This window comes from Methanoplanus limicola DSM 2279, assembly GCF_000243255.1.
Classification (GTDB): Archaea; Halobacteriota; Methanomicrobia; order Methanomicrobiales; family Methanomicrobiaceae; genus Methanoplanus; species Methanoplanus limicola.
Window position 1 is genome coordinate 561,911 of sequence record NZ_CM001436.1, and the last position, 24,819, is coordinate 586,729.

The window sequence follows — 24,819 nt, forward strand, 5'->3', positions numbered from 1 at the left end:
CATCAGTGCAATTGCAGACATTAAATCATCCTGAAATGTCTAAAAGCTTCAATTATCAAGTCTCTTTTTTCCGGGGGGCATGAATATTTCCTTTTATTTGAGTCAATTCTATTTGGTGCCTTCCTTAATTCCAAACCTACATCCTCTTTAATGTTCGCAATCCAACATGTTTTAACGGAAATTCCATAATTTTTTTTAACCCAATCCATAATTTGCTTATATGTTGCCATAATTATTACAAAAACATGCTATAATATATAATTATTCATCACAGGCGGCACAGTCGGGTTTTCAGTGATGCCTAAACATAAAACTAATTTCTCTGGCCCTAAATCAATAAAAAAGGGACCTGTAAATATGAACAATCTCCCATCACTGGATTTTCAGACAGTGCCCCACTGGAACAACCAGATCAGAAAACAAATGCCACATGATAATCCGTTTCCCGCCATTAACTTTGGACAATGATCATTCTGACAACAGGGATTCCTTTCCGGTAAGTTTTGCCTCATCAGACTGCTGAATTAAAAACTGCCCGGACCAAAGATCAAACTCCAGGAAATACTAATATAAATTAATATCCAATGTTGAATTCACAACAAAAACTGAGAACTTTGCAGCAAAAATACAATGAAACCAGATGAGGAGAGAGAAATGGAGACTATCATAAAGGGTGAAATGATTAAGTGGGCAAGAGAAAGGGCCGGACTGTCCATAGAAGAACTGGCAGAGAAACTTAAAACGAACACAGATAAAGTCAAAAAATGGGAATCCGGAGAGCTTGCAATAACAGTAGCAAAAGCCAGATCCCTCTCAAAGATATCACTCGTCCCCTATGGTCTCCTATTTGCAGACAATCCCCCGGAAGATGAACTTCCAATAGCAGATTTCAGGACACACGGTCTGGAAGACATAATAATACCAAGCGCCGAACTTCTTGAGACCATAAGCGATGCCAGACTTAAACAGGAGTGGTATCGTGATTACCTAATCGCAGAAGATTCAGAACCCCTAAAATATATCGGGAAATATGACATAAATTCAGATCCAGAACTAACTGCAAAGAATATTAAGAAAATTCTCAGAATTGATGAGGACGAATATCTGAAGTGCCGTGACTGGGAAAGGGCATTTGGTTACCTCCTAAACCATGCTGAGGATGCAGGAATTACCGTAATCGTCAACAGTTCACTCAAAAACAATACCCGCCGCCCCCTGGACGAAGAAGAATTCCGGGGATTTGTACTCTCAGACAGATATGCACCAATTATCTTCATTAACGGCAGGGATGCAAAACCCGCCCGGACATTCACCCTGATCCATGAGATAGCGCACCTGTTAATAGGAGTCAGCGGAGTTCTGGACAATACACTTGAAATTAACCATTCAGTCCCACAGGAGAGATGGTGTAACCAGGTTGCTGCTGAGTTCCTTACACCAAAAGAACGGTTCATAAGTATCTGGAATAAAAAAGAGAGCATAGATAAAAATCTGGACAATATACGGCTCAGGCTTAAAGTCAGCAGGCTCGTATGTGTCTACCGTGCTTATCAACTGAACTTAATAAGCTGTGACGAGAAGCAGAAGTTATACTCAGAGGAAATAACCCGCATTGAGGCAATGAAAGAAAAGAGAAGGGAAGAGCATGGCGGACCAGACCCATATCTGCTGAGGAGGTTTAAAACCGGAAGAAACCTTGCTCTGGCTGTAATATCGGAAGTAAATTCCAACCGGATGCTCTACCGTGATGCCTTCAGGCTGCTCGGTATAAGAAATGCAGAGAGCCTTAAGGAATTTTCAGGAAGGCTGGGATATTGAATATGAAGTATCTGCTGGATTCAAATGTATTCATCGAAGCGAAGAACAGATACTATTCATTTAAAATTGCTCCGGGATTCTGGAACTGGCTGGAAATATTTACAGAAGAACAGTCTTTCCTGACAATACGCGAAGTCAGAAATGAGATCACTGAAAATGATGATGAATTGAAGGAATGGATCTCAGAATTTCCTTTAAACTGCTTTATTGAAGCAGACCGGGAGATTCAGGATAAAATGAGAGAAGTTACAAATTACGTAACAAACAACAGGAGATTCAGCCGCGAGAACAAAAACTTCTTCCTCTCAAGGGCCGATCCCTGGCTGATTGCTACTGCAATGACCGGCGATTATGCTGTTGTAACCCATGAAGCAAAAGCAGGGCCGGGAACAAAAAAAGTGAAAATACCGAATATATCTGAGACATTTAATGTCGAGTACATAACAATATTTGACCTTATGAAAATTCAGAAAGTCAGCCTGAAAATATAAATTACTACTCATTTATACCATCAGGAAACAGAACACCTGAAAAATTACAAACACACAGAAAACCTATTTATTGCCAACCAGAATCTTAGCAAAACATAAATCCACCCGGAAAATTAACAGATAAGTACTGCCAAAAAATAGAGAAGATGTTATTACCGGAAAAATCGACATTTAATAAATAAAAACCAAATAACGTAAAACCGGATAAAAGGGACCAGTAAAAAATTATCCGGGGATTTTTAAGGGTGCTTAAGTGAAACAGGTATTGTGGTGGCTTATAGCCGGTTCTAAAGGAGGAATAAACCGTGCCAGAATCATCATTGCCCTGCATAAAAGGCCATACAATGCCAACCAGCTGACACAGACACTTAGTCTGGACTATAAGACCATCCGCCACCATTTAGACGTCCTGAAAAAAAACAACCTCATCACACAGGTAGGAGAGGGATATGGCACCATGTATTTTCTGTCAGAAGGATTAAACAAAAAATATGATGAGTTCATAGAAATCTGGAGACAAATTGATATTCCGGATGATAATTTGGGAGAAACAGAGTAATGAAAAATAACAGTATCATCTTAATAATTACCATCTCAGTGATTGCAATTCTGGTTGCAGGGTTTACCATTCCTTCATTTATTAAGATGCCCCACCATGAAGCCAGTGAAAATCCGGAACAGCCGCAAAACACCGGAAACATGGAACCCCCAATAAAGGAAGAAAATATCCAGATAAAAACACTGATCTCATTCATAAACCTCGGTCTGATAATCCCGCTCTTCATCATCTACGCCGGGATATACAGAAAAATAAAGAGTTCATTCACCCTTGGACTCATAGCAGTTATCATATCCCTGGGCATGTATGCCGTCACATCAAACCCGATAATCGTAACCCTCCTTGGCGGAATTCCGGGCTATGTAGGAATATTCCAGATAATCCCGGACCTCTGTGCAACAGCAGCCCTCTTAATCCTCATCAGAATCAGCCTTGAATAATCCTTTTTTTGCCGTTCTTTTTTATCACCCCATACGTAAATTTGGGTATGATTTGGGTGTAATCCGGAAGTGATTCCGGCATTTGGTTATCACTACTCCAAAGTACAACTCTATGCAGAGGAGAGAGAGATGAAATATCATAAGGGAATTATTGCACTCATCGTTGCAATGGCCATAATGGCCCTCTTTGCCGGATGTATATCGCAGACAGATTCAGGACAGACAGAATCACCATCAGCAGAAGAGACAGATACCGGTTCTGTTCCCTTAAGTACTGCTTCAAAGAATACCGCCCCGGCAGGAAAGACGACATACACCATAGTTGATACAGGGCAGACAAAATTCTTCAATAACATTGAAGAGATCACATGTCCGGCTGAAGGAGAGGCATTCTACGGACAGGATTCCCAGTATTCGGGCAATCAGCCGGCTTACGAGACCAGCAGTGACGGCCTTACAGTATATGACTTAAATACAGGGCTGACATGGCAGAGGACACCTGAAAATACCGGCCTGAACTATGAAGAGGCTTATGATTACTGCGAATCCTTAGAACTTGGCGGATATGACGACTGGCGTATGCCAACAACGAAAGAACTCTTCTCCATAAGCGATTTCTCAGAAGGATGGCCTTATCTGGACACAGAATATTTTGACTTGGCAGATTCAGGGGAAGTCAGCAAGGACGAGCAGTACTGGACAGAACCCTACGTCGGCACAACAGTTGAAGGCGGCACAGATGCAGCTTTCGGTGTCAATCACGGAACAGGACATATCAAAGCCTATCCGGCTAAAGTTTCAGGCCGGATGGGCAACCACGTCAGAGCAGTCCGCGGATATTCATACGGAGTAAATGATTTCACAGACGATGGTGACGGCACCATCACAGACAGTGCAACAGGACTTATGTGGCAGCAGGCAGACATCGGCAGCGGTATGGACTGGGACAGTGCACTGGTCTATGCAGAAGATCTGACACTGGCAGGATATGATGACTGGCGTCTGCCAAATGTTAAAGAACTACAGAGCATCGTTGATTACGCCCATTCACCAAGTGCCGCTGATGCAGCAGACTTAGGTCCTGCTATTGACACAGACTTCTTTACAGTAACCAAACTTCCGGCTGGAACAACCAACTATGACCCTGATTACGGCTACTACTGGACAAGCACAAGTGCCTACTTCAACAAACAGGATCCCGGATACTACTACGCCTGGTATGTGGCAATCGGAACTGCGGTAGGCAATAGTGGTACTGACTCTCACGGTGCCGGTGCTGTCAGGTTTGACACAAAAGTTGAGGACGGACCACTGGGTGAAGGAGGAGAGCGTTATTATAACTACGTCCTTTGCGTGAGGGACACTTAAGTCAGAGAATACTCACTTTGCAGGATAGTTATCAGTTTCCCCAATCCCTTCTGAGAGATTACCATCATTAATTTCTCTTTTTATACAGGAAATAATCTGCCTTAAGGACTCAGATTTTAAGGCAAAATCAGCATTCATTTCTTAAGTGCTGAACCTTTAACAGTAAACGAACCGCCGTGAAGGTTTATCCACTTCGTTTCAACAACTCCGATATGCTGACCGCAGGTACAGTAAACGTCATCACCTCTCCTGACAGAATGATTGGATGATATCCGGGTATGCCAGCAGTGAAGCAGTCTGCCCTTGCCAATCTTTTGGTACCGGAATAGTTTTTTCCCGCAGGCAGCACAACAGACTGTAATCATTGATGATATAATATTTGCAGAAGAGGAATGTTATGGCTTGTCATCCGGAATTTTACAGATCACCGGAAACTTATGCAACAACCGGTAAACAGATCAGAGATTTATCAGGATATCCAGCAGATATATACAATTACAGGTGGAGGGTATTAAATTGTCAAAATAAGACATAGATATATTATAACCAAAGATGACAGATCAAGAAACATTACTTTTGCTATTTCAGGATTCTGCAATAATTGATGAAATAATCGAAGATCACGGACTCGCAAAACTGATGACATAATCTGATTACGATGAACCATTATCAAAAACTGAAGCGCCCAAATACTACAAAAAGCTGAAAAACTGACAGACAAATATTTATCCTGTGAAATTCTGCAATATAATATTAGAACGATCAGACCTTACGGTTGAGAGGATTAAATCAGGGAAAAAGGAGAAATCATGACCACAATAGACATAAACTTCACAAAATACGAAGAGAGCGTTGAGATGAAGAGAAAAGATATCGAATTTACCTTAAACTTTGAGGGTGCAATTCCGGCAAGAAAGGACATTCTGGATGAAATATCGCTCTGCTACGGAGCACCACAGGAACTTGTGGCACTCGACAAACTAAGGACAGTCAGGGGAAAGAAGCAGGCTAACGGAAAGGCAAGGATTTACCCGGACTCACAGACAATGAAGCGGTGTGAGAAGAAACCCAGGAAATAAACCTTCAAAAATATTTTTTTTACTCCTTTACTGACTAATCAGCCACATGCAGCAGGACATAGATTATCACAGTAATCTTCTGTCATATCCCTGCCGGACATCTGTTGATTATTCATCCCAGTAAATGCTGTTTTTCAGATTTACAGCAACATTTGAGTTTTTTTAGATTTGCAGCGACATTAGAGTTTTTTTCAGCAGAATACTGCAATCATGAAGATCTTTTTGCGGGGCTAAAAACCAGTAACACAGAGGAATAGATTGATGAGGAGAGAAGCATCTTCATAAGATGCTCGACACTGCGATAATTCCCACCCGTTATTCCGGTAAAATCCTAATCTCCTATGAAACAGGGCACTGCTTCATTCATTATCTGTGAGCCATTGCTCATGAATGACTCCTATGAAACAATACACTGTTTCATTCATCATCTGTGAACCGGCTGGTTCATGAGGGACTTTTTTTTCTGCACAATATCATGTTATTTCCGGAAGAATGTGTGACGGATAAGAATGACCAACTTTCACAACCGTACCTGAGGCATTAAGATATGGGATTACAGAACCATAGGGATATTCTCCTTTATATCTCCAAATCTGCACCTGATATAATGGTTCACCCCGATCTTCAGTTATGCAGACTCCGGACACTTTATAATCAAGACCTCCTATTGAATCAATAACCCCTCCGTCTGCAAGTGCAAGCGATACTACCTCATCCTCTGTCAGGTCCATACCGGGATAATCTTTCGGGATGCATACATCAGCAGGACATGTTCCCCTGCCTACAGTCGTGGTGTAATAACTGCCATTATATTCAAAATATTTGCTCCTGTAGTGCATATTAGCATATTCCGTCTCTTCAGGTTTCAGGTAAGCCCTGCCGTGTCCGCCGCCGTACTCATTATAAAATGCCCTGTAAATGAGCGGATTTTCCTCAAACAGTGAATCATTGTAAGAAAGACGGGTAATATCATAAAGCTCAAGGTTCATTGTAATTTCATTGTCATTGGTATAATCAGAGATCATTGAGTATCCTCCTGCACTGACATTGTCAATTGTCAGAATTTCACAAAAACATAAACATGGTTCGATTTTTTCATTGTTATCATCCGGAAACGGAGAGTAGTCCGGACCCCGGATTAGAGCAATATCCTTCTGCTGCTCCGCAGTTGGTCTCGTCCCTTTCCACCATGCTCCTGTTTCCGGATACCAGCCGTAACCCTGTTCTGCAAGTACTTCAGTAATATTCTCATCATCCATCCCCTGAACTTTTAGATCACTGATAAGTTTTTCAACCGGAGGAACGTAGTTATTTAAGGCTTCAACATCCTCAGGAGTTGCAGGATATATCCCTTTATCAGACAGTTCACTCAGATTATTGTCTGATACGGATAACGGATCATCACCGGGATTTTGGTCAGGAACTTCAGCAGCACTATCTGTACATCCGGCAGTACAGACCACAATCAGAAACACAATTAAGATTACAGTTAATCTAAACATTTCCGGAACTGTTCTAAGCATATTATATTTCATCTTTTACCTCTTTGACATTTTAGAACCAGAAAAACAGCCAGTGGCAGAGACATGAACACTATTGATCCCATACCGGATTCTGCTGCTCTGCCAGCTTCCGGGGAACCATATCCGGCAGACTCGTTATCAGTCATATTTCCGGATAAATCAGGTTCTGTCAGTCCTGAGATATCAGTGAAATAAAGGTCACCACCGAATGTCGTCCAGGCCACTATATCCCCGTCAACGGAGCAGTCATACTGGGCGAAATTCTGCGGACATATGTGATATTCCTCTCCGTTCTTCAGGTCATACATATAAATCTGTGAATAACCGGACCGGCAGTCTTCCCAGAAAATCCGGTCTTTAAATACCTGAGGACTGGCATAATCAACATAAGGGCCGGATGCAATCAGCGTTTGATTACCGGAATCAGGATCTGTATAATACATATAGAGATCAGAAGTTCCGGCATCTCCGTGAACTACTTCTGTCAGATTTGAAGAGAAATCCGGTCTGCGGTTATTTTTGTAACTATAGGATAACTCCCATGCAGATGTGACATCCGGATTTAGCAGTGAGTAGTTGTCTGCCGCCTCACTGCTTATTCTCTTAAGAGGTACAGAATAGAGTAACAGTTCATAGGGATTTGGATCTCCCGGATCATAGTACGCCGGTGACGTCCTGTCCTCATACCAGAAGACAGTGTCATTTTCAATCCACGGAAAACCACTACGGGATACGCTTTTGTAAACCGGAACTGACTTATCTGAGGATATGTTGTACAGATATATATTCCCCCTTGAGAGAAGTCTTAAGGGTGGTTTTCCCCGGATAATCCCGTACCTCTTCCACTCAGGATAATTTCCATAAGGATCGTCCTTAAAGTCAGTATAGACAATATAATCCCCAAAGACATAAGGGTCGTATGAATGCCCCTCGGAGAACATGACCGGTTCTCCGGCGGAGACAGTCGGAAAAGAGAGAATAAGTATAACCACTGAAAATGCCGGGATTATAATTTTAAAGAGATGTTTTTTCTCCGGAACTTTGCCTGACACGGCAGCTACCCCTGTACTTATTAAAATTCCCACCATGAAAAATATCCTGCAGATTATTACTTCTAAAATATTATGCTAAGATACCTTAAAGACCTCTCACCATACCATTGAACAGTCACGAAAATAAAAGATCCAACATGAAATGCGTTACATGACATAACATCATTAACTTTTTTCCAGTCACAGACGATAGTTCAATGGTATGGTGAGAGGGACATATATATTATAACTTACATAACTGAAGATTAAGGCCTTAAAAGGCAAAAATAAAAATTCATCAGCCAATAAAACAGACAGGGTATTTGACTTTTTATTAAGGGGTATATTGGGGTGTTTAGAACTGAAGGGGAGTAAAATATCTATGTTAAATTCAGGTTACTGCTTTTACCTGTCTGCTTTGACTGTAGTATTCCTGCTGATCTTCATCTCAGTGATGTCATATATAGTAACAGAATTCTATATGATCAGCAATTCCACCCTGAATTTGATATTTTTCATTGCACCGGTAATGGCAGTATATTTCGGAATGAATGGTAATGTACCAGAACCTGATGAAAAGTATTCAGGTAAATATCCAGGTAGCGGACCTGAAGAATACCAGGTGCTGATTCTTGCTTTTGTCATTCCGTTTCTTACATATTACATAATTGTCCCGTTTATTCCGGTAGCTTTAGCCTGTCTCGCGGATGAAATGATGTACTCCTCAAATTCTGAGATAATTTTTTCATATCTTCAGAATCACAGAGATAAGATTTTCCCGGCACTGGCAATTGGAATTGCAGGGACAGGAGGAGTATTAAAGAAAAGAAAAACGGTATTGTCCGTCTGCTGCCTAATATTAAGCCCGTTTGTGATGGCCATGAATATGATGCATTCACTTTAGCCAAAAGAGATAAGAGTTCAAATATGATCTGGTTTTTATTGCTGATTCTTCTGCCTTCAATATTGTCACTGGTGCTCTATTACGCCCTGATGAATTTCAGGCGAACCATCAGGATTACAGTTGCAGTTTTCCTGCAATTACTGGTTTTACCGGCAGCACTTATTGTAATTTCAGATTATGAAAACATTCCGTTTATTCCGGTAATTACCTGGTTTACACTCATAGCATTCACTGTTGCCTGTTCAGTATCAATATCAATGGCCATATTTGACAATATATTATCCAAAAAAGGTGAGACAATAGCAGCATTCCTTGTCCCGTTTGTATCATTCCCTTTCATCATAACAATGGTAATTGTTCCGGAAATGATTGCAGGACAGCATTTTCCGCCGGATTTCTTCGGACAGAGGCTTTTTTTAACCGGCTGGTTTTTAGATCTGATAACTGACAGTTCACAGTTCATAGCCGGAGAAGAGAGCATAACTGCTCTTGTTATACTTCATTTCGGCTTTTTTGCAGAGATATTAATTGTCATGATAATAATATTCGGGTTTTTTAAACTGATAACAGACTGCTATAAGAATCTGTAAAGCACAGTCAGATTTTCATTTAAAAAGAGAAAGAACAGGAGGGTGTTTCATCCGGAATATTGTATAATTTAAATTACTGCCGGTATTTTGCAGAAGATACGCCTGCAACTATCCTGCTGCCGTTCCTTTCTTAATACTTCCCATAAAGTGATCTGTCAATTACGAAACAGGCAATCTGAAGTGTTATAGGGATTTTTTTGCATCACGCCATATGGATATGCCTGTTGCTCCAAGAATTCCACAGATTACCGGGACATAGCTAAACCCTGGCAGAGATTGATTTTCAGGTTCCGGAATAGCGGAAGGGTCATATGTGAATAAGATTACATCCTGAACTGACCAGACAACCCTGTTGCCGGAGACATCTATTGCCCATCCTCCTTCCCCGGCAGAATTTATAACCATATCATCTCCGGTTGTCATATTCAGCAGATGGTTCTGCCGGTCCGGTACATCAGTACTCCAGAAGCCAAAATTTGTAAAGACCAGAATATCTCCGGATGCTGAAAAACTCCCGGCATTATCCCTGACCCTTGCAATTTCCTCTGTTGTTTTACTGCCGGTGTCATATTTCATAACAGAAGAGTGTGAACTGTTGGTTGTATAATCCGCCCATATGACAGTATTGTCATGCAGCAGGAATTCATCACGAAATCCAGTCAGATCAGATACAATATCTGTCTTTCCGGTGCTGATATTGTATATGTACAGATCATTTACCGGTGAATCCGGGTTTTCTGTCCCCTCCCAGGCTACGGTTCCCCCGTCCACACGGCATGTTCCGGTAAAGACTGTTTTTTCCGAAATTTTCTCCGGTTCTCCTTTTTTAAGCTCCAGAAGATAGACATCGTTATGATCCGTCCATGCTGCAAATTCTCCGGAAATATCAGGATAACGGGGGGCACCCATCTCAGTTGGAATCAGCTGAATCTCATCTGAGGAGATGTTATAGATGTAAAGGTCCCATATACGTGTATCAGCAAATTCATTCTCCCATTCAAGCCAGATTACATTGCCATCGGAAATTTTCGGAGAATAGAGTTCATAAAAACCGCCGCCTGAGATTTTAACGCTTTTATTCTCCACAAGATTGTGGAGTATGAGTTTTTTATACTCACTCCAGATCACATAATCACCGTCAATACCGCAGTACCGCGGGGGGCTGTCTGTCCCAATTATACCAGTAGTGCCCGGTGCTGTATCATATGCTGATCCGGACTGAACCATTAAAGAGAGGATTGTCAGGGACAATATGAAGTAAAACAAGATACTGGCAGGAAAATCACCATAGTTGCAGCGTCCACCACGCCCGGCATTAGAATGCTTCATGCAGATGAAATAGGGAATGCAGCACACCATATATACAACAATCTGATTTCAACCTATAAATATACCTCTGACCATTCTATCGAACAACTCTGACATATCATATATAGTTCAATGGTATGGTGAGAGGCATTTATATAGTCCCGAAATAAATCCATTAATCAGGGATAAAAGTCATGCGGGGACCCGGGAGAATTAAATTTTTAAAATTAACAGGGATACTGGCTCTTGCTGTTTCAGTGACACTAATTACAGGATGCACGGAATACAACGCAGATGCCAACAACACAGACAATTCTGACGCCATAGTGCAGCTCCCAACCAAAGAACAATTAATAATTAACTATTCAGAGATACCGATATCACAATCAGCAGAGGAACTCCTGACAACAAACGGGTCTTATGTTGCTAAGACAGCTTTAAAGGAGAAAAAAACAGAGCAGCTCATTAAAGCCGGAGGGAAAATACGCTCAGTTGATTTCATTTTTACCCCATGTCCCAAATATCCGGCATTCTGCCTTTCGTCATATCCACGGCTGATCATAGATTACAGCGGTCTTACATATTTTGTCAGTGTAAATGAGTCCTCCGGAGAAGTGGCTGGAGACGGAATTATTATGCCACAGGATATAGAGGGATATTCAAAAGCTACCTTCGGAGATGAGACATACTTCTTCAACGGAACGAAAATCATTCTGGCCCAGAATGAGACAGACTTCATCTTTCCTGATACAGTCAAAGGGGATATACTCAGCCCGGAATCATCCGGATATGTAAATAATATCAAAGAGGCGGATTTTACAGTAAAGGAAAATATTACATCCGATATTACGGCAGTCATAGCTTTGGCCATAAACAACAGCAAGTTTAAAAACCTGATTAATGCCGGATTTAAACCGGAATTCGCAGCGGAAACGGAAGATGAGGCATACAAAAAAAGAATTCTTGTCGTCCTGACTTTAAGATACGGCGATATGTCATTTGCATTTGCCGCCAATGACAGAGAAGACTTTGTGCGGTATGAATACCCGGAAAATGTATCTTACAGTTATTCAGACCAGAACCACCGTTATACGGCAAATCATGACAACCGGATGGAGAACTGGTGGATATTTGACAAAGAGAAAAATGAGGTTGTTATGATCTTTAACAGGACTGAAGTCAGGTACCTTAACACTGCCGGGATATGATATCCATGAAGCAAAAACGATTATTTCAGATTCAGGATTTTTGAGAGGTAATTTCATGAAGAAACTAACAATTATAAAACTGATATTATTGTCTGCCCTTGTAATGGCTATTACTGCCACATGCGGATGCACAGATAACACAAAAACAGAAGTATATGACGAAAACGGCAACTGGATCATTCTTCCGGAGGACAACCGTACAGATGGTCCCAAAGGTACACATTCAGAAGCTGATTTTTCAGAAGGTAAATATGACGGCCTTACAATTCATACATCCCCAAAATCACTCATAGCAACAGAAGGAGGCAGTGCCACAATAGAGGTCACGTTTTTAAACAAAGGTGATTTGCCTCTTAAAATTGGAAATTACTCCCCAAAGTTTCTGATTAAAGACCCAAGTGACATCTCCCTGCCGTTTGGAATTATTAAGAGATATTCAAATGGGAGTGATACAGTCGGGATAAAACCCGGTGAAAACCTCACTTATGAGATCATATGGGACCTGACTGATGAATACGGAAGAAACGTTTCTCCCGGATTATACGTCCTTGAAATGCCGGATGTGATGGTCTGGGACGGCATAACTGAAGAGAAATTTACAGGTGTACTTGGAAAGGCAATATCTGAAGTCATGGTTAAACCGGACGGTGAAATTATGAATGAAATAATTCCGGTTGATACCAAAAGAGAAGATGAAGATATAACGATTACTTTTGAGAAAATTGATGCCAGGCCCACCGGTACAGACCTGCTTTTTTCCGTTCTTCCAAAAAATCCGGTGTATAACATAACCAATGAAGGAGGAGAAGTCCGGACATATACCTATTCACCGGACGATAAAATCAGTGGATTTTACAGTATTGACGGCGGGAAGGAAAAATATCTCTGGAATGCCGAATTATCGGGAATGAACGGAGAGCTAAGGACTTTTACCTGCACAGTTGAACCACTCTCAGTAACGTATGAAAATATCTCTGTGAATATAACCAGCTTTGGTCCGGTGGGCGGGGAATGGAATTTTAAAAAGGAAATATAAGGGTTATAAAATATGATTGTTGGAAAATACCCGGTTATTTTGATTTCAGTATCTCTGCTAATGACGATAATATGCCTGCCGGTATCAGGGGATATTATCACCCCAACCAAAACAGAAGTTTTCTTTGAAAAAAACGGTCAGCCGTATAATGATTCTGTCGAATTTACAGTAAGATGCTACGGCTATACCTTTTATCCGGGATCAGAGGAATTTACGGATTACATAAACGGGAATTATGAAAAGAAAGAACCGGGAACATACAACATGACTGAGGTCTTTTCATACTCCGCAACTGCCGGACATTACGGCGATGCGATATATGAACCGTTTTACCTGAACTACCGGGTAATTGATCACTGTACACTCTGTGGAGAGACAAGCGGCAAAAAATTTGTCATTGAATATATTGGAGACAGTCCAATTCCGGACTGCAAAAGAGCAGAGTATCGTGTAATCCGGGATTATGATTCTGATGTCTGCCACATGGAAACAGACAGTGCATATACCTGCTTTGAAGAGGAAGAGAGGCTGAAATGCCAAAAAGCCGACCTGTGCGATAAATACCTGGTAATTTATGATGACACCCGGATTTACCCCGATGATACGAGAACCATGGAGGCTGACGGTGTCACTATGGTTCTCACAAAAGAATACCTCAGGTGTACTGACGAGGCATACAGCCTTGATCTCAACTGCACCGATCTCTTAAAGACGGTTCCATGTGAGGACTACTGCGATCCTGAAGGTCATCCGATTGACAGGGAATGCAGCCTGCATTACACAATCCCGACTGATGAAAACGGCAATATAGTTGAGACGGATACGAAGCAGGAATCCGGCATACCAGAGACAATTACAGAAAATGGTGCTGCAAAGCAGAATGTCAGAAACGAAACGGCTCTAAACGAGACATCATCCCTAAACCCCGGTAAAGGTGCAGACAATAATCTCTTTACAGTCATTATGAAATTTTTAGGGCTGATTAAATGAGCAGCAAACAGATAACAATTCTGATTATGGCAGGGATTATCCTTATAGCTCTGACTTTGCCGGCATCTGCGGATAGAATAATGCCGACCTCAACCAAAGTCTTCTTTGAAAAGAACGGAGAGCCTTACAACGGCACTGTCAGTTTCACGGTTACCTGCTATGGTTACATTGTGGACGACACAGACCCGAATTTCAAATATTACTGGCGTGGAAATTACCAGAGAAGAGAACCGGGGACATACAACCAGACTGAAGTATTCTCATACTCCGCAACCGTTGACCATTACGGTGATGAGATATTTGAACCGTTTTACTTAAATTACCGGATCATTGATTACTGCACACTTTCCGGAGAAGCAGAGGGGAAAAAGTTTGTAATTGAAAATGCAGGGGTAAGCCCGATTCCGGACTGCAAAATGAGAGAGAAATTTGTCAGTTTTCCAAAGGAGAAAAGCTCAGACGTATGCTACATCAGCACCAGTCAGTCAGACAGATGTCAGGAGGAGGAGAACGAATTAAAGGAAAAAGAGCATGAATTATGCGACAGATATCTTGAAGTTTTTGATAAAAAAAAGAAATACCCAAAAGACACCGGGACCTTTAAACGCGACGGAGTTACAATGGTGATCACAGAAGAGTGCAGAAAATGCCATGAAGAAGCAGAAGCCATTGATCTAAACTGCACTGTATTTGACGATGAAGTTTCATGCAGTGATTACTGTGACCCTGACGGAAATCCTCTTCTAAGATACTGTAACCTGCATTACACCATTCCAACGGACGAAAATGGTAACATAATTGAGATGGATACAAAACAGGAATCCGATAAATCTGAAACGATAACAGAACCGGATACAGCATTAAAAGACGTAATAAACGAAACGGCTGAAAACGATACGTCATCTCAAAACACCCGCACAGATGCAGATGACAGTTTCTTTACAGCAATTATGAAATTTTTTGGGCTGATTAAATGAACAGCAAAGCAATAGTTATCCTGATACTGGCCGGATTTATCTTTCTGGCACTGATATTACCGGCATCTGCGGACATAACACAGCCTACCGAAACTAAGATTTTCTTCGAGAAAGACGGAGAACCATACAACAAGTCAGTTACTTATACCGTAAAATGCTACGGCTACATTCTCAAAGTGAGAACCCAGGAATGGAAAGATTATCTAAGTGGAAATTATGAGAAAAGAGAAACGGGAACATACAATATGACAGAAGTATTCTCATATTCCGCTACAGTAGATAATTACGGAGACTCCATCTACGAGCCGTTTTACTATAATCACAGGGTAATTGACCACTGTACACTATGCGGAAAAGCCGGCGGTGTGGAATTTACAATCGAAAATATAGGTGATATTCCAAATCCGGACTGCAATTACCTGGAGTACAATGTTTACAGGGATTACCATTCAGGAGAATACGGGCCGTGCCTGATGACGACTGACGAATCTGATGCCTGCAATAAAGAGCAATCAAGGCTAATATCCGAAGGATATGACTTATGCAGAGAATATTTTGAAGAATATGATGAAAATAAGATTTATCCTGAAGGTACAAGAACATTTGAGATGAATAACACAACCATGGTCTGGACTGAAGAATACTATGCATGTAATGAAGAAGTACGCAATATTGATCTTAACTGTTCAGATTTACTTGAGACTGTACCATGTGAAGACTATTGTAATCCGGAAGGTCAGCCAATAAGAAAAGAAGGCAGCCTGCACTACACCATTCCTACAGACGAGGATGGCAATATAATAAAACATAATACAGAAAAAGAAACTCAGTTTGCAGCAGAAGAGAAGATAAAACCGGAAAATATCAAAATTTTAACGGCTGATAATATAACTTCATCTCAAAATCTCCGGAATGATACAGATGACAGTTTCTTTACAGCCATTCTGAAATTTTTGGGCCTGAGGAACTAATGTCCCGGAAAAGATGGAATAAATCAAACCGGTTACCCATACGAAAAGACAAACCAATGACCAACAAACCTGCATATGACTTACGAATCCTTATTCCTTGAATCCCTCATCTTTACGTGGATTATGGAAATCCCGCTGATGTACGCCATAATCCGCATTGCAGAAAGAACAGATCTCCTGAAGAGAACAATTAGCGGTAGAAAATACAGAGAAGATGCAGACAATTGCACAGACTGTGGAGATGCAGATAAAAAAACAGATGGAGAAAACGGTGGAAAGAAAGCTGACCGGAAGGACAATCTTAATGTTAATGGTAAGGAAAACCTGAAAGAGAAGATTTCCGAGCCGGATATTTTTGCAGCCGGAATTTTGATGACGGCACTGACTCTGCCATACCTCTGGTTTATAATGCCGGTTTATCTTGATATGTCATGGTATCCGGTCAATGGTGAGATTATTGTTGCCGCTGTGGAGTCAGTGATAATCTGGTATATGCTTAAAATCAGGCTGTATCAGGCCGTGATCATTGCCATCATTGTCAATTCTGTTTCTTACGGGCTTGGACTTCTCATCTGACAGGTCACAAAAGTCCTGATTAAAAAAGTGCAACAGGATGACAGTGTAAGACTGATATTAAATTAATCAGGAATGTTCTGAAAACTGAATTTTGGAACATTCAAATTCAAATGCCATATTTATAAAATCGATGTCAAAAATATCTTAAATAACGGGAAGACAAAATCCAGACAGAATAATATCAGCAAGAGAAGGATAATCGTCTCACAAAATCTCACACCATCTTTCCATGCAGATTCCGGGTTGAAAAATCCTCCCTTTTTTTGATCTGCCTGAATAATTAGCAGAAAAAATATCAGACAGATGTTAATAACACCATAAAACTGCCGCACCTCAATATTCCGAATATAAATACAGAGAATAACGGCCCGGAATTATAACCACCATGCGCCCACCGGGACAGTCAGACGGAACTGAAAATTTCAGCCCTGCAAAGAGAGTCACAATGTAAAGCAACGGCTAAATAGACAAATCCACCAAATACAATTTTTTAGGATTTTACTTTCACCCTGCGCCCGAATGTTATTATATACCCTGTTATTAACCTCATAATAAGGAAGATAAACCTGGGCGGAAAACTTCTGCCGGAAACAGAACTGATAACTCCTGATAATAATCATACCAGGTGTTTTTTGTTAAATCCGGCACCAAACCGTCAGGCGGGATCTGATAAGGAGAACCTGAGAAGAGAGATTTTCCACGACAACTGAAAATACATTAGCTTAGGCTCTCAAAAAAAATCAGAATCCAAAAAATCCGGAAATTCCCGAATCACAGATCCCAACTTCCAAAAAATGACGGCAAAACAGGCCGGACAGAAGAACGGTGATAAAATGAGATTAAAATATCAAAGACACAGAGAACCGGAGAAAAAAATCAGCAGAAGATGCAGGATTAATATAAAAGGTGTTAACAAGATAAACAGCAGCCCGGAAAAAACTCTTAGGACAGTAAAATTCCACCAGACTGCTAACAGTTATTACCCGGACACTGATATAACAATTACTAATTTCTCAACAGAAATTTCCGGGGCTAAATTCCCAAAAAATGCTGCAATTTCCAAAAAAATGGTGATGCCTGCATGAACTTTGAGGATGCAAAGAGAAGAAAGGAGGAGATCAGGGAGAATATAAATCTTCTTTTCCTGCCGGAAGATGTGGTCGAACTAAGGGCATTATCCGATTTCAAGACATACAGCGGCTACTTTAAGGACCATGACAAGCTATCAGACGAAGCCTTCAGACTTGACATATCCGGAGAAAACGGTATTTATGTAACCTTAAACGAGGTAAACCCGGTTCTATATTCAAGAAGGGCAGACAGAATCAGGCAGCTCACAAAAAAAGATGCAGCAACCTCGGATGCCGACATAATCAGAAGGCGTTTTCTTCCGGTGGACATCGATCCCGTCCGCCCGTCAGGCGTATCATCCTCAGATGATGAACATAACTATGCACTTAAAATGGCAGAGAAAATTGCAGCTTTCTTAAGTGAGCTGGGATTTCCAGAACCAATATCCGCCGATTCCGGAAACGGTGCACACCTCCTGTACAGAATTGACCTCAAAAACAGCGGTGATGCAACTATCCTCATTAAACACTGCCTTGAAACACTTGATGCCCTCTTCTCAGACGAAAAAGCCGTTGTTGATAAGGGCAATTACAACGCCTCACGAATCTGGAAATTATACGGGACACACGCCCGGAAAGGTGACAGCACAGAGATTCGTCCCCACCGGAGATCGGGCATAATTTCAGCCGCTGATAATCAGGAGACCGTCCCAAAAAAACTTCTCATAAAACTTGCAGAGGCAATTCCGGGCAGAAACAGAAAGGAGATCCCGCCGGCCGCCAATTCAGAAATTACAAGGGAGGGGAATGGAGCAAACCCAATCACAGTTCCGGGCGGAAAAATACCCCTTGCAGACTGGCTGTCAGCACATAACATAAAGGTCCGGTCAGAAAAGCCCTGGCAGGACGGGACTTTGTATATCCTTGAAGAATGCCCGTTCTCTTCAGCCCATAAAGACGGGGCATTTGCAATCCAGTTTGAAAACGGTGCAGTTTTTGCCGGATGCCACCACAATTCCTGCGGTGCAGGCAGGCAGAGATGGCAGGAATTACGGGCGATGTATGAAGGAGAGAAGACTTCCGGCAGGAAAACGGTTAAGGAGCAGAATGACAACCGGAAGACAGTAATATCCTCTCTTTCCGGCGGGAATGATAAACTCCCGGAGATAATTCCCGAAGAAAACAGCGATAGCAATCAGGATGACAAATCATTAAATGACATTGACACAACCTCCGCCCAAAATTCCGCCATCGAAATTCTCAAAAACGGCGACCCGCTTAAATTCATCCTCGACACCTTTGAGAAGAACCACGTAGGAGACAGAGTTGTCGCCGAGTGTATGGCAATGTCAGTTGCCTCCCAGTCGGTTTATAACACAAGCGGTCTTCATGTATCTGTCTCCGGAAATTCCGGGAAAGGCAAGACCCATGCCTGCAAAACAATGCTAAAACTCTTACCTGAGGATTTTAAACTCTCCGGAACTGTAAGCGACAAGGCCCTCTATTATAACCCAAATTTAAAGGCAGGAACCATCTTCTGGTTTGACGACACAGCCCTGTCAGATGATTTCCAGGAGATAATTAAAAATTCCACCTCAAACTTCACAGAAAGCATTGAACATATGACCCTCACAACCGAAAGAAAGCTGAAAATATGCAGAATTCCTGAGAGGTGTGTCTGGTGGCTCTCAAAAGTTGAGGATGCCGGTGATGATCAGGTGTTAAACCGGATGCTTACCGTCTGGATTGACGATTCACACCGGCAGGATGAGGATGTTCTTAAGCACATTAAAAGAAGTGAAGCTGAGGGCATACCAGAAACTGCCGAACACGAAGGCATCCCGGTATGCAGGGAGATCTGGCGTATCTTAAAAGAGAGGCAGGTATATGTCAGAATACCATTTGCAGAGAGAATAAGATTTTCAGATGTTCACAACCGGAGAAATCCAACAATGCTCTTTGATCTGATAAAATCACATGCCCTGCTCTTCTCAATGCAGAGGGAGACCCCAAAGGAAGATCCGGATGTGAAATATATTGATGCGGATGAGTCGGACTTTTATGCCGCCCTGAAACTCTATAAAAAGATCAGCCGGGATAACGGAGATATGTCATCAAACCTTACAAAGAACGAAGCCAACACACTGGCAGTTATGGAGAAGATGGAGTGGAACTTCGTCACAGTCGGAATGATCCAGGAGGCGCTCGGCTTCTCCTATTACCAGGTCAGAAGAGTCTTTCATGGTTATTCAGCAAGAGGTCTGAAATATGCCGGGCTTTTAGAGAAGTGCCCCGCCATATCACTGGATGAGATGGTATATCCTGAGGAATGTGAATTTGGCACTGCACGAAAGAAGGTCAGAAGGTACTCATTTAATTATCAGACCTACCGTGAGTGGATAACTTCACCCAATATCTCCCTTGATGGTGACGGGCGGAATTCCGGAGGAGACATTAATAATAACAGACAGGGTACAATATCCAAAAATCCCTGAAGGGGAGATGGCATGACTCTTAAATACCTCCGGTTTCTGCCCTTCCCACCCATCTCATCATGGTTCATATTTGCGGATTTGCATCATGTTGGCAGCGTATTTTCAGCAGAGAACTGCAATCAGAAAAAGCTGTTTAAATCTGCCAAAGCTGGATCTGAAAGAGTATTTGAATTTTATACCGGCAAAAATAATCTTTTGCAGCAGATCCCGGATAACACAGAAGAGAGGGTAAAAAAGTTATTCATTATAACCTGCTTCCCCGCTTTTTCTTTCTGCAGCAAACAAAGAGAAAAAATGGCTATTATTCATTTAAATCAACATTTATATGATTATATCAGTTCTTCTCTTTGCAGACTTCATCCTGAAACTGTACGCAGACATACCGCATGTTGCAAACATCCCGTATTGCAGGTATAAACTATACCAGGTAAACGACCTGCCAAAAGATATTCCGGAATTTATTTAAATCAGTTTTTACAAAGATAATTAGTTCAAATTAAATTGTTCTAAATAAAAATAATTTAACTTGGGCTCGACGTCACGAAAAGGACGTGAAATTTATGTTTAGATTTGATAAAGAACAGACAGTGCTGGATTTTAACGGCATAAAATTAGGCGGACAGCCCGGAGAATACCCGCGTGTGCTCAGTGCATCAATCTTCTACAACAAACAGGAGATTGTCCTTGATGATCACACAGGTAAGATTGATAAGGAAAAAGCAGAAGCACTCTGGCAGAGAACACAGGAACTCTATGATCTCACCGGAAATCCATTCTTCTGCCAGATAATCTCAGAACATGCAGAAGCTTTTGAAAGCTACATCAGGTGGTTTGACAGCATAGACAGCAAAACTCCCTTCCTGATGGATTCATCAGATCCGGCAGCCCTTGTGCATGCCACAAAATTTGTCGATGAAGTGGGACTCTCTGACAGAGCCATTTATAATTCAATAAACGGTTCAATCACCCAGGAGAACATTGATGTCCTCAAAGAAAGTGATGTGAATTCTGCAATCGTTCTGGCATTCAATCCCGGAGAAGCAACCGTAATCGGGAAGGAGAAAGTCTTAAAGGAAGGCGGAGTAGCCGGACAGGAGAAGAGTATGCTCCAGATCGCAGATGAATGCGGCATTACACGCCCGATTCTTGATACAGCTGCAACTCCTCTTGGACTGGGGTCCGGAGCATCATTCCGTCACATCCTCGCCTGCAAGGCAATACACGGACTCCCGTGCGGAGGGGCATATCATAACATGACCGTTTCATGGACATGGCTCAAACGCTGGCGCAAGAACGGACTATCCGACATATATGAAGGAAAAGAAGCACTCGCCGAGCAGATGTACCACCATTACTTTGGAGGAATTGATGGCATCAGGCAGGCTGCATGGTCATCACCTGATATTGGATGCAATATCATCGCAATGACACTTGGGGCCGATCTCATCATGTACGGCCCTATTGAAAGCATGGAGCCGATGGCGACCACTGCCGCATTCTGTGACATAGTACTTGCCGAGACATGGCAGGAACTTGGCGGGGAAGTCATGGATGAGAACCATCCGATTCACAGAATGATCTAAAGTAAAGCAAAAAGAGGAATCTTATGGCTTTACCACGCTCTCTCCACAAATATGTGAAATTCCTGGAGTATTCCGCCAGTGCCCAAAATGACGGGACACCCAGAAAATATCATAAAAATTCATACAAAGCCAATACAGAAAACAGTCTTCATCAGAAGATCAAAGAACTTGCCGGAATCGGCATTACATCTCTTTATGTCTCTGAAAATGCCTGTTCATGGATAGGATACATTCACAGTCCTCCTGTGGCATACCCCGCACAGATAGGAAATATACCCTGCTTCAGAAGTGACGAAAACTGCATATCGCTCTTTACAATAAAAAGCAGAGCCGCAGAAAAAGACTCATCAATAGGTATTATCAGCAGCAGATATATCAAAACTCTCTCCGGTACATGCCAAAAAATCAGCGAAGACGCTGCAAAAGAAATTGCCGGATATATCTCCGGCAATGATAGAGAATTTAACCTCAGCAGTCTGAAATAGACATTTCCAAAAACAGAATATGCGGACAGTTTTTTCTGCACTGTGGAGCAGTACATACAAAAAAATAAATTCATGTCAACTTCGAACTAACAACGTACACCATTACAGATAATAACAAATACACTTTTTTCAATGCTGTCATGCCGCTCCGCCGGTCAATGCAATTCATAACCCGGTAATGCAGAACTATTCTATTAACACCGGAAACGGCATCCGGATTCTAAAGCATCCGTACATGAAGAAGCGCTACAGAATCATCTTATTGTCTGAATACTGCCACATAGGATAGCGCAGAGTTAGAAAAAAGCGGAACAAAACTGAAATTCAGAGAGGTTATTCAAAGCAACCCAAATAATTTCAGAGTCAGATATTACTGCACCAAAATATGAAATATGTTATTGTAATTAGCGTAAATCCTTACGGAAGTTAAGCTAATCACAGAAAAAAAAGAGCCGGGTTATTCCGGTTAAACAGGAGTAAATAAATGACAGAAGAACTATTCGAGCATGTAAGTGAAGAGCTTCATCATGTACATGATGATATTGAGCACGTAGGAAGAGACATTGAAGAGCTTAACAGCCACATTAAAAACCTTGACGAGCACCTCCATCACCTGATGAAAGAGATGAACAGAAAAGAGGTCCTGTAAGTTATCCCAGCCGTCCAATCCACATATAATATAATTATAAAATAATTGGCATCTCAGGGGAAAATAAACCTTCATCTTCCATAAGATGACATTATTTCCGGGGATAATATGGACATGGCATCCGGAAATAATTCCGGGCCGGAATACTCCCCTGATAATTTTCCCCGGAATTATATTGTAAATGACACTTATAGCAGAAATCAGTTAATTATCCCTGACAGCATCCGGCTCAGTTCTCTTTGCCATGTCATAAGCCGCCGAGGCATCATCATATCTTCCCAGATGAATGAGCGCCTTTCCTTTCTTAGAGTATGCAGCGGCGTAATCAGGATTTAAAGCAATTGCCTGATCATATACCGATATCGCTTCTTCATACCGGCCGGTTTTTCCAATGGCATCGCCTTTCTGATAGTAGAATGTGGCATTATCCGGAACTATGCCCAGTGCCAGATCATACGCTTTAACTGCATCATCATAACGGCCAAGTTCAGTGAGAACCGCTCCTCTTAAGCATTGAACTTCAGAATTTCCGGAATCTATAGCAACTGATCTGTCCAGTGCAATAATTGCCTCGTCATAACGGCCAAGTTCATTAAGGGCAAAACCTTTGTTATACTGTGCTTCAGCATCATCAGGATTAATACTGACTGAATTCTCGACTGCCTTAAGGGCTTTGTCATACTGTCCGAGATTATTTAAGGCAAAACCTTTATTAAACCAGAGATCGGCATCTTTCGGGTTTAGACTTAATGACCGGTCAAATGCTGCCATGGCTTCCTCATAACGGCCAAGTTCAAAGAGAGTGAGTGCTCTGTTGTTGTGGTACAGGGAATTTTCAGGGATAATTTCAGCTGCCATATCATAGGAAGCCAGGGCTTCATCATGGCGTCCGGCCTCATACAGGGCGTTTCCACGGTTGTAATACGCCTCTGCATAGTCAGATCTTATGCTTATTGCTTTATCAAAAGCTAAAACTGCGTCATCATACTGCCCAAGTGAAGACAGTGAAAGACCTTTATTATTGTATCCTTCTGCAAAATCCGTTCCGGCAGCTATGGCACTCTCAAACGCTGCAAGGGCCTCTTCATACCTTCCGGACTTTGACAGAACATTTCCTTTGTTATTGTAGGCTTCGGCAAGCCGGCTGTCAATTCCGGTTGCCTTATCGTATGCCTCTATTGCCTCGTCAGGACAACCCAGTTTATAGAGGGCATTTCCACGGTTGTAATGTGCATCAGCATCACCCGGAGTTATGGCAACTGCCTTATTATATGCCTCTGCTGCCTTGTCATACTTTAAAAGACCATAATACGCATTTCCTCTGCAATAGTGTATTTCAGGATATTCTGATTCAGATACAGACTCATATGCTTTCAAGGCCTCTTCAAACTTTCCGGAATCAACCAGCCGGTTTCCTTTCTCAAATGCCTCTTCCGGTGATTTTATTCTGTCTAAAATGCCCATACCATCTCTCCTGAATAATATGTGCATCTAAAGGCAAAAAATGAATGTTTTGACAACCGGAAATATGCTGCTTTCAGATAATGATTCAGTAAGGGAGCATTTACAGCAGTTTTATGAATATGGAAGAATTCAACAGATTTAAATGCATATGCCGGATTCACATATAATAATTTAAATCAGGGATTGCTGACTTCAGAATACAGA

The 24,819-nt window shown here is 41.7% G+C and carries 25 protein-coding genes; 19 read left to right on the top strand and 6 right to left on the bottom strand.

Annotated features, from left to right (window positions below; translation table 11 throughout):
- Positions 1 to 20: 20 nt before the first annotated feature.
- Positions 21 to 230: a hypothetical protein gene (locus METLIM_RS02685; protein ID WP_004076343.1), complete on the bottom strand. Its 210-nt coding sequence runs from the start codon at positions 228 to 230 to the stop codon at positions 21 to 23.
- A gap of 400 nt (positions 231 to 630) precedes the next feature.
- On the opposite strand from METLIM_RS02685, the gene METLIM_RS02690 reads away from it, so the two are divergent.
- The 5 genes from METLIM_RS02690 to METLIM_RS02710 all read left to right on the top strand — a co-directional run bounded on the left by METLIM_RS02690 (position 631) and on the right by METLIM_RS02710 (position 4,676).
- The gene (locus METLIM_RS02690) at positions 631 to 1,818 is read left to right on the top strand and encodes an ImmA/IrrE family metallo-endopeptidase (protein ID WP_048145523.1); all 1,188 of its coding nucleotides are present in this window, start codon (positions 631 to 633) and stop codon (positions 1,816 to 1,818) included.
- A 2-nt stretch (positions 1,819 to 1,820) separates the two neighbouring features.
- Complete coding sequence (locus METLIM_RS02695) at positions 1,821 to 2,309, top strand: DUF4411 family protein (protein ID WP_004076346.1); 489 nt, start codon at positions 1,821 to 1,823, stop codon at positions 2,307 to 2,309.
- A 253-nt stretch (positions 2,310 to 2,562) separates the two neighbouring features.
- Positions 2,563 to 2,868, top strand: coding sequence for a winged helix-turn-helix domain-containing protein (locus METLIM_RS02700; RefSeq protein WP_004076348.1), 306 nt, complete (start codon positions 2,563 to 2,565; stop codon positions 2,866 to 2,868).
- Entirely contained in the window at positions 2,868 to 3,308 is a 441-nt protein-coding gene (locus METLIM_RS02705) for a hypothetical protein (RefSeq protein WP_004076351.1), read from the top strand. Before METLIM_RS02700 ends, METLIM_RS02705 begins: the two co-directional genes overlap by 1 nt.
- A 69-nt stretch (positions 3,309 to 3,377) precedes the next feature.
- On the top strand, positions 3,378 to 4,676 hold the full coding sequence (locus METLIM_RS02710) for an Lcl C-terminal domain-containing protein (RefSeq protein WP_052300870.1): 1,299 nt from the start codon (positions 3,378 to 3,380) through the stop codon (positions 4,674 to 4,676).
- A gap of 134 nt (positions 4,677 to 4,810) precedes the next feature.
- On the opposite strand, the gene METLIM_RS02715 is transcribed toward METLIM_RS02710, so the two are convergent.
- Positions 4,811 to 5,041 carry a hypothetical protein gene (locus METLIM_RS02715; RefSeq protein ID WP_004076356.1) on the bottom strand — a complete coding sequence of 77 codons (231 nt, stop codon included), beginning with the start codon at positions 5,039 to 5,041 and terminating at the stop codon, positions 4,811 to 4,813.
- 444 nt (positions 5,042 to 5,485) lie between these two features.
- Here METLIM_RS02715 and METLIM_RS02720 point away from each other — a divergent pair, with 444 nt between their 5' ends.
- Entirely contained in the window at positions 5,486 to 5,755 is a 270-nt protein-coding gene (locus tag METLIM_RS02720; RefSeq protein WP_004076358.1) for an eS24 family ribosomal protein, read from the top strand.
- 473 nt (positions 5,756 to 6,228) lie between these two features.
- On the opposite strand, the gene METLIM_RS02725 is transcribed toward METLIM_RS02720, so the two are convergent.
- Together METLIM_RS02725 and METLIM_RS02730 are read right to left on the bottom strand one after the other, a co-directional pair.
- Entirely contained in the window at positions 6,229 to 7,257 is a 1,029-nt protein-coding gene (locus METLIM_RS02725) for a hypothetical protein (protein ID WP_157202215.1), read from the bottom strand.
- A gap of 29 nt (positions 7,258 to 7,286) precedes the next feature.
- Positions 7,287 to 8,366, bottom strand: coding sequence for a TolB-like translocation protein (locus METLIM_RS02730; RefSeq protein WP_004076361.1), 1,080 nt, complete (start codon positions 8,364 to 8,366; stop codon positions 7,287 to 7,289).
- Positions 8,367 to 8,838: 472 nt separating this feature from the next.
- Between METLIM_RS02730 and METLIM_RS02735 the strand changes: the two genes are divergently transcribed.
- Positions 8,839 to 9,213 (top strand): hypothetical protein, encoded by a 375-nt coding sequence (locus tag METLIM_RS02735; RefSeq protein ID WP_157202216.1) that lies wholly within the window; start codon positions 8,839 to 8,841, stop codon positions 9,211 to 9,213.
- A 38-nt stretch (positions 9,214 to 9,251) separates the two neighbouring features.
- A complete protein-coding gene (locus METLIM_RS02740; RefSeq protein WP_048145526.1) occupies positions 9,252 to 9,803 on the top strand; it encodes a hypothetical protein in 552 nt (183 codons plus the stop codon).
- Between the two features lie 183 nt (positions 9,804 to 9,986).
- Here METLIM_RS02740 and METLIM_RS02745 read toward each other — a convergent pair whose 3' ends face one another.
- On the bottom strand, positions 9,987 to 11,132 hold the full coding sequence (locus METLIM_RS02745; RefSeq protein ID WP_157202217.1) for a hypothetical protein: 1,146 nt from the start codon (positions 11,130 to 11,132) through the stop codon (positions 9,987 to 9,989).
- Between the two features lie 236 nt (positions 11,133 to 11,368).
- On the opposite strand from METLIM_RS02745, the gene METLIM_RS02750 reads away from it, so the two are divergent.
- The 11 genes from METLIM_RS02750 to METLIM_RS16850 all read left to right on the top strand — a co-directional run bounded on the left by METLIM_RS02750 (position 11,369) and on the right by METLIM_RS16850 (position 23,151).
- Positions 11,369 to 12,319, top strand: a complete 951-nt coding sequence (locus tag METLIM_RS02750; RefSeq protein WP_157202218.1) for a hypothetical protein — start codon at positions 11,369 to 11,371, stop codon at positions 12,317 to 12,319.
- A 55-nt stretch (positions 12,320 to 12,374) separates the two neighbouring features.
- Positions 12,375 to 13,355 (top strand): hypothetical protein, encoded by a 981-nt coding sequence (locus METLIM_RS02755; protein ID WP_004076368.1) that lies wholly within the window; start codon positions 12,375 to 12,377, stop codon positions 13,353 to 13,355.
- A gap of 39 nt (positions 13,356 to 13,394) precedes the next feature.
- Positions 13,395 to 14,345, top strand: a complete 951-nt coding sequence (locus METLIM_RS02760) for a hypothetical protein (RefSeq protein WP_245543577.1) — start codon at positions 13,395 to 13,397, stop codon at positions 14,343 to 14,345.
- Entirely contained in the window at positions 14,342 to 15,322 is a 981-nt protein-coding gene (locus METLIM_RS02765; RefSeq protein ID WP_004076372.1) for a hypothetical protein, read from the top strand. Before METLIM_RS02760 ends, METLIM_RS02765 begins: the two co-directional genes overlap by 4 nt.
- Positions 15,319 to 16,293 carry a hypothetical protein gene (locus METLIM_RS02770; protein WP_004076374.1) on the top strand — a complete coding sequence of 325 codons (975 nt, stop codon included), beginning with the start codon at positions 15,319 to 15,321 and terminating at the stop codon, positions 16,291 to 16,293. The genes METLIM_RS02765 and METLIM_RS02770 overlap by 4 nt, the downstream gene beginning before the upstream one ends.
- 75 nt (positions 16,294 to 16,368) lie before the next feature.
- Positions 16,369 to 16,869: a hypothetical protein gene (locus tag METLIM_RS02775; RefSeq protein ID WP_004076375.1), complete on the top strand. Its 501-nt coding sequence runs from the start codon at positions 16,369 to 16,371 to the stop codon at positions 16,867 to 16,869.
- A gap of 1,081 nt (positions 16,870 to 17,950) precedes the next feature.
- The gene (locus METLIM_RS02790) at positions 17,951 to 20,434 is read left to right on the top strand and encodes a hypothetical protein (protein ID WP_004076378.1); all 2,484 of its coding nucleotides are present in this window, start codon (positions 17,951 to 17,953) and stop codon (positions 20,432 to 20,434) included.
- Between the two features lie 325 nt (positions 20,435 to 20,759).
- Positions 20,760 to 20,900, top strand: coding sequence for a hypothetical protein (locus tag METLIM_RS16420; RefSeq protein ID WP_157202219.1), 141 nt, complete (start codon positions 20,760 to 20,762; stop codon positions 20,898 to 20,900).
- Positions 20,901 to 20,994: 94 nt separating this feature from the next.
- Entirely contained in the window at positions 20,995 to 22,017 is a 1,023-nt protein-coding gene (gene mtrH / locus METLIM_RS02795) for a tetrahydromethanopterin S-methyltransferase subunit H (protein ID WP_004076383.1), read from the top strand.
- A 23-nt stretch (positions 22,018 to 22,040) separates the two neighbouring features.
- The gene (locus METLIM_RS02800; RefSeq protein ID WP_004076384.1) at positions 22,041 to 22,502 is read left to right on the top strand and encodes a hypothetical protein; all 462 of its coding nucleotides are present in this window, start codon (positions 22,041 to 22,043) and stop codon (positions 22,500 to 22,502) included.
- Positions 22,503 to 22,986: 484 nt separating this feature from the next.
- Positions 22,987 to 23,151, top strand: coding sequence for a hypothetical protein (locus METLIM_RS16850; protein ID WP_004076386.1), 165 nt, complete (start codon positions 22,987 to 22,989; stop codon positions 23,149 to 23,151).
- 204 nt (positions 23,152 to 23,355) lie between these two features.
- Here METLIM_RS16850 and METLIM_RS02805 read toward each other — a convergent pair whose 3' ends face one another.
- Positions 23,356 to 24,615 carry a tetratricopeptide repeat protein gene (locus METLIM_RS02805; RefSeq protein ID WP_004076388.1) on the bottom strand — a complete coding sequence of 420 codons (1,260 nt, stop codon included), beginning with the start codon at positions 24,613 to 24,615 and terminating at the stop codon, positions 23,356 to 23,358.
- Positions 24,616 to 24,819 lie beyond the last annotated feature (204 nt).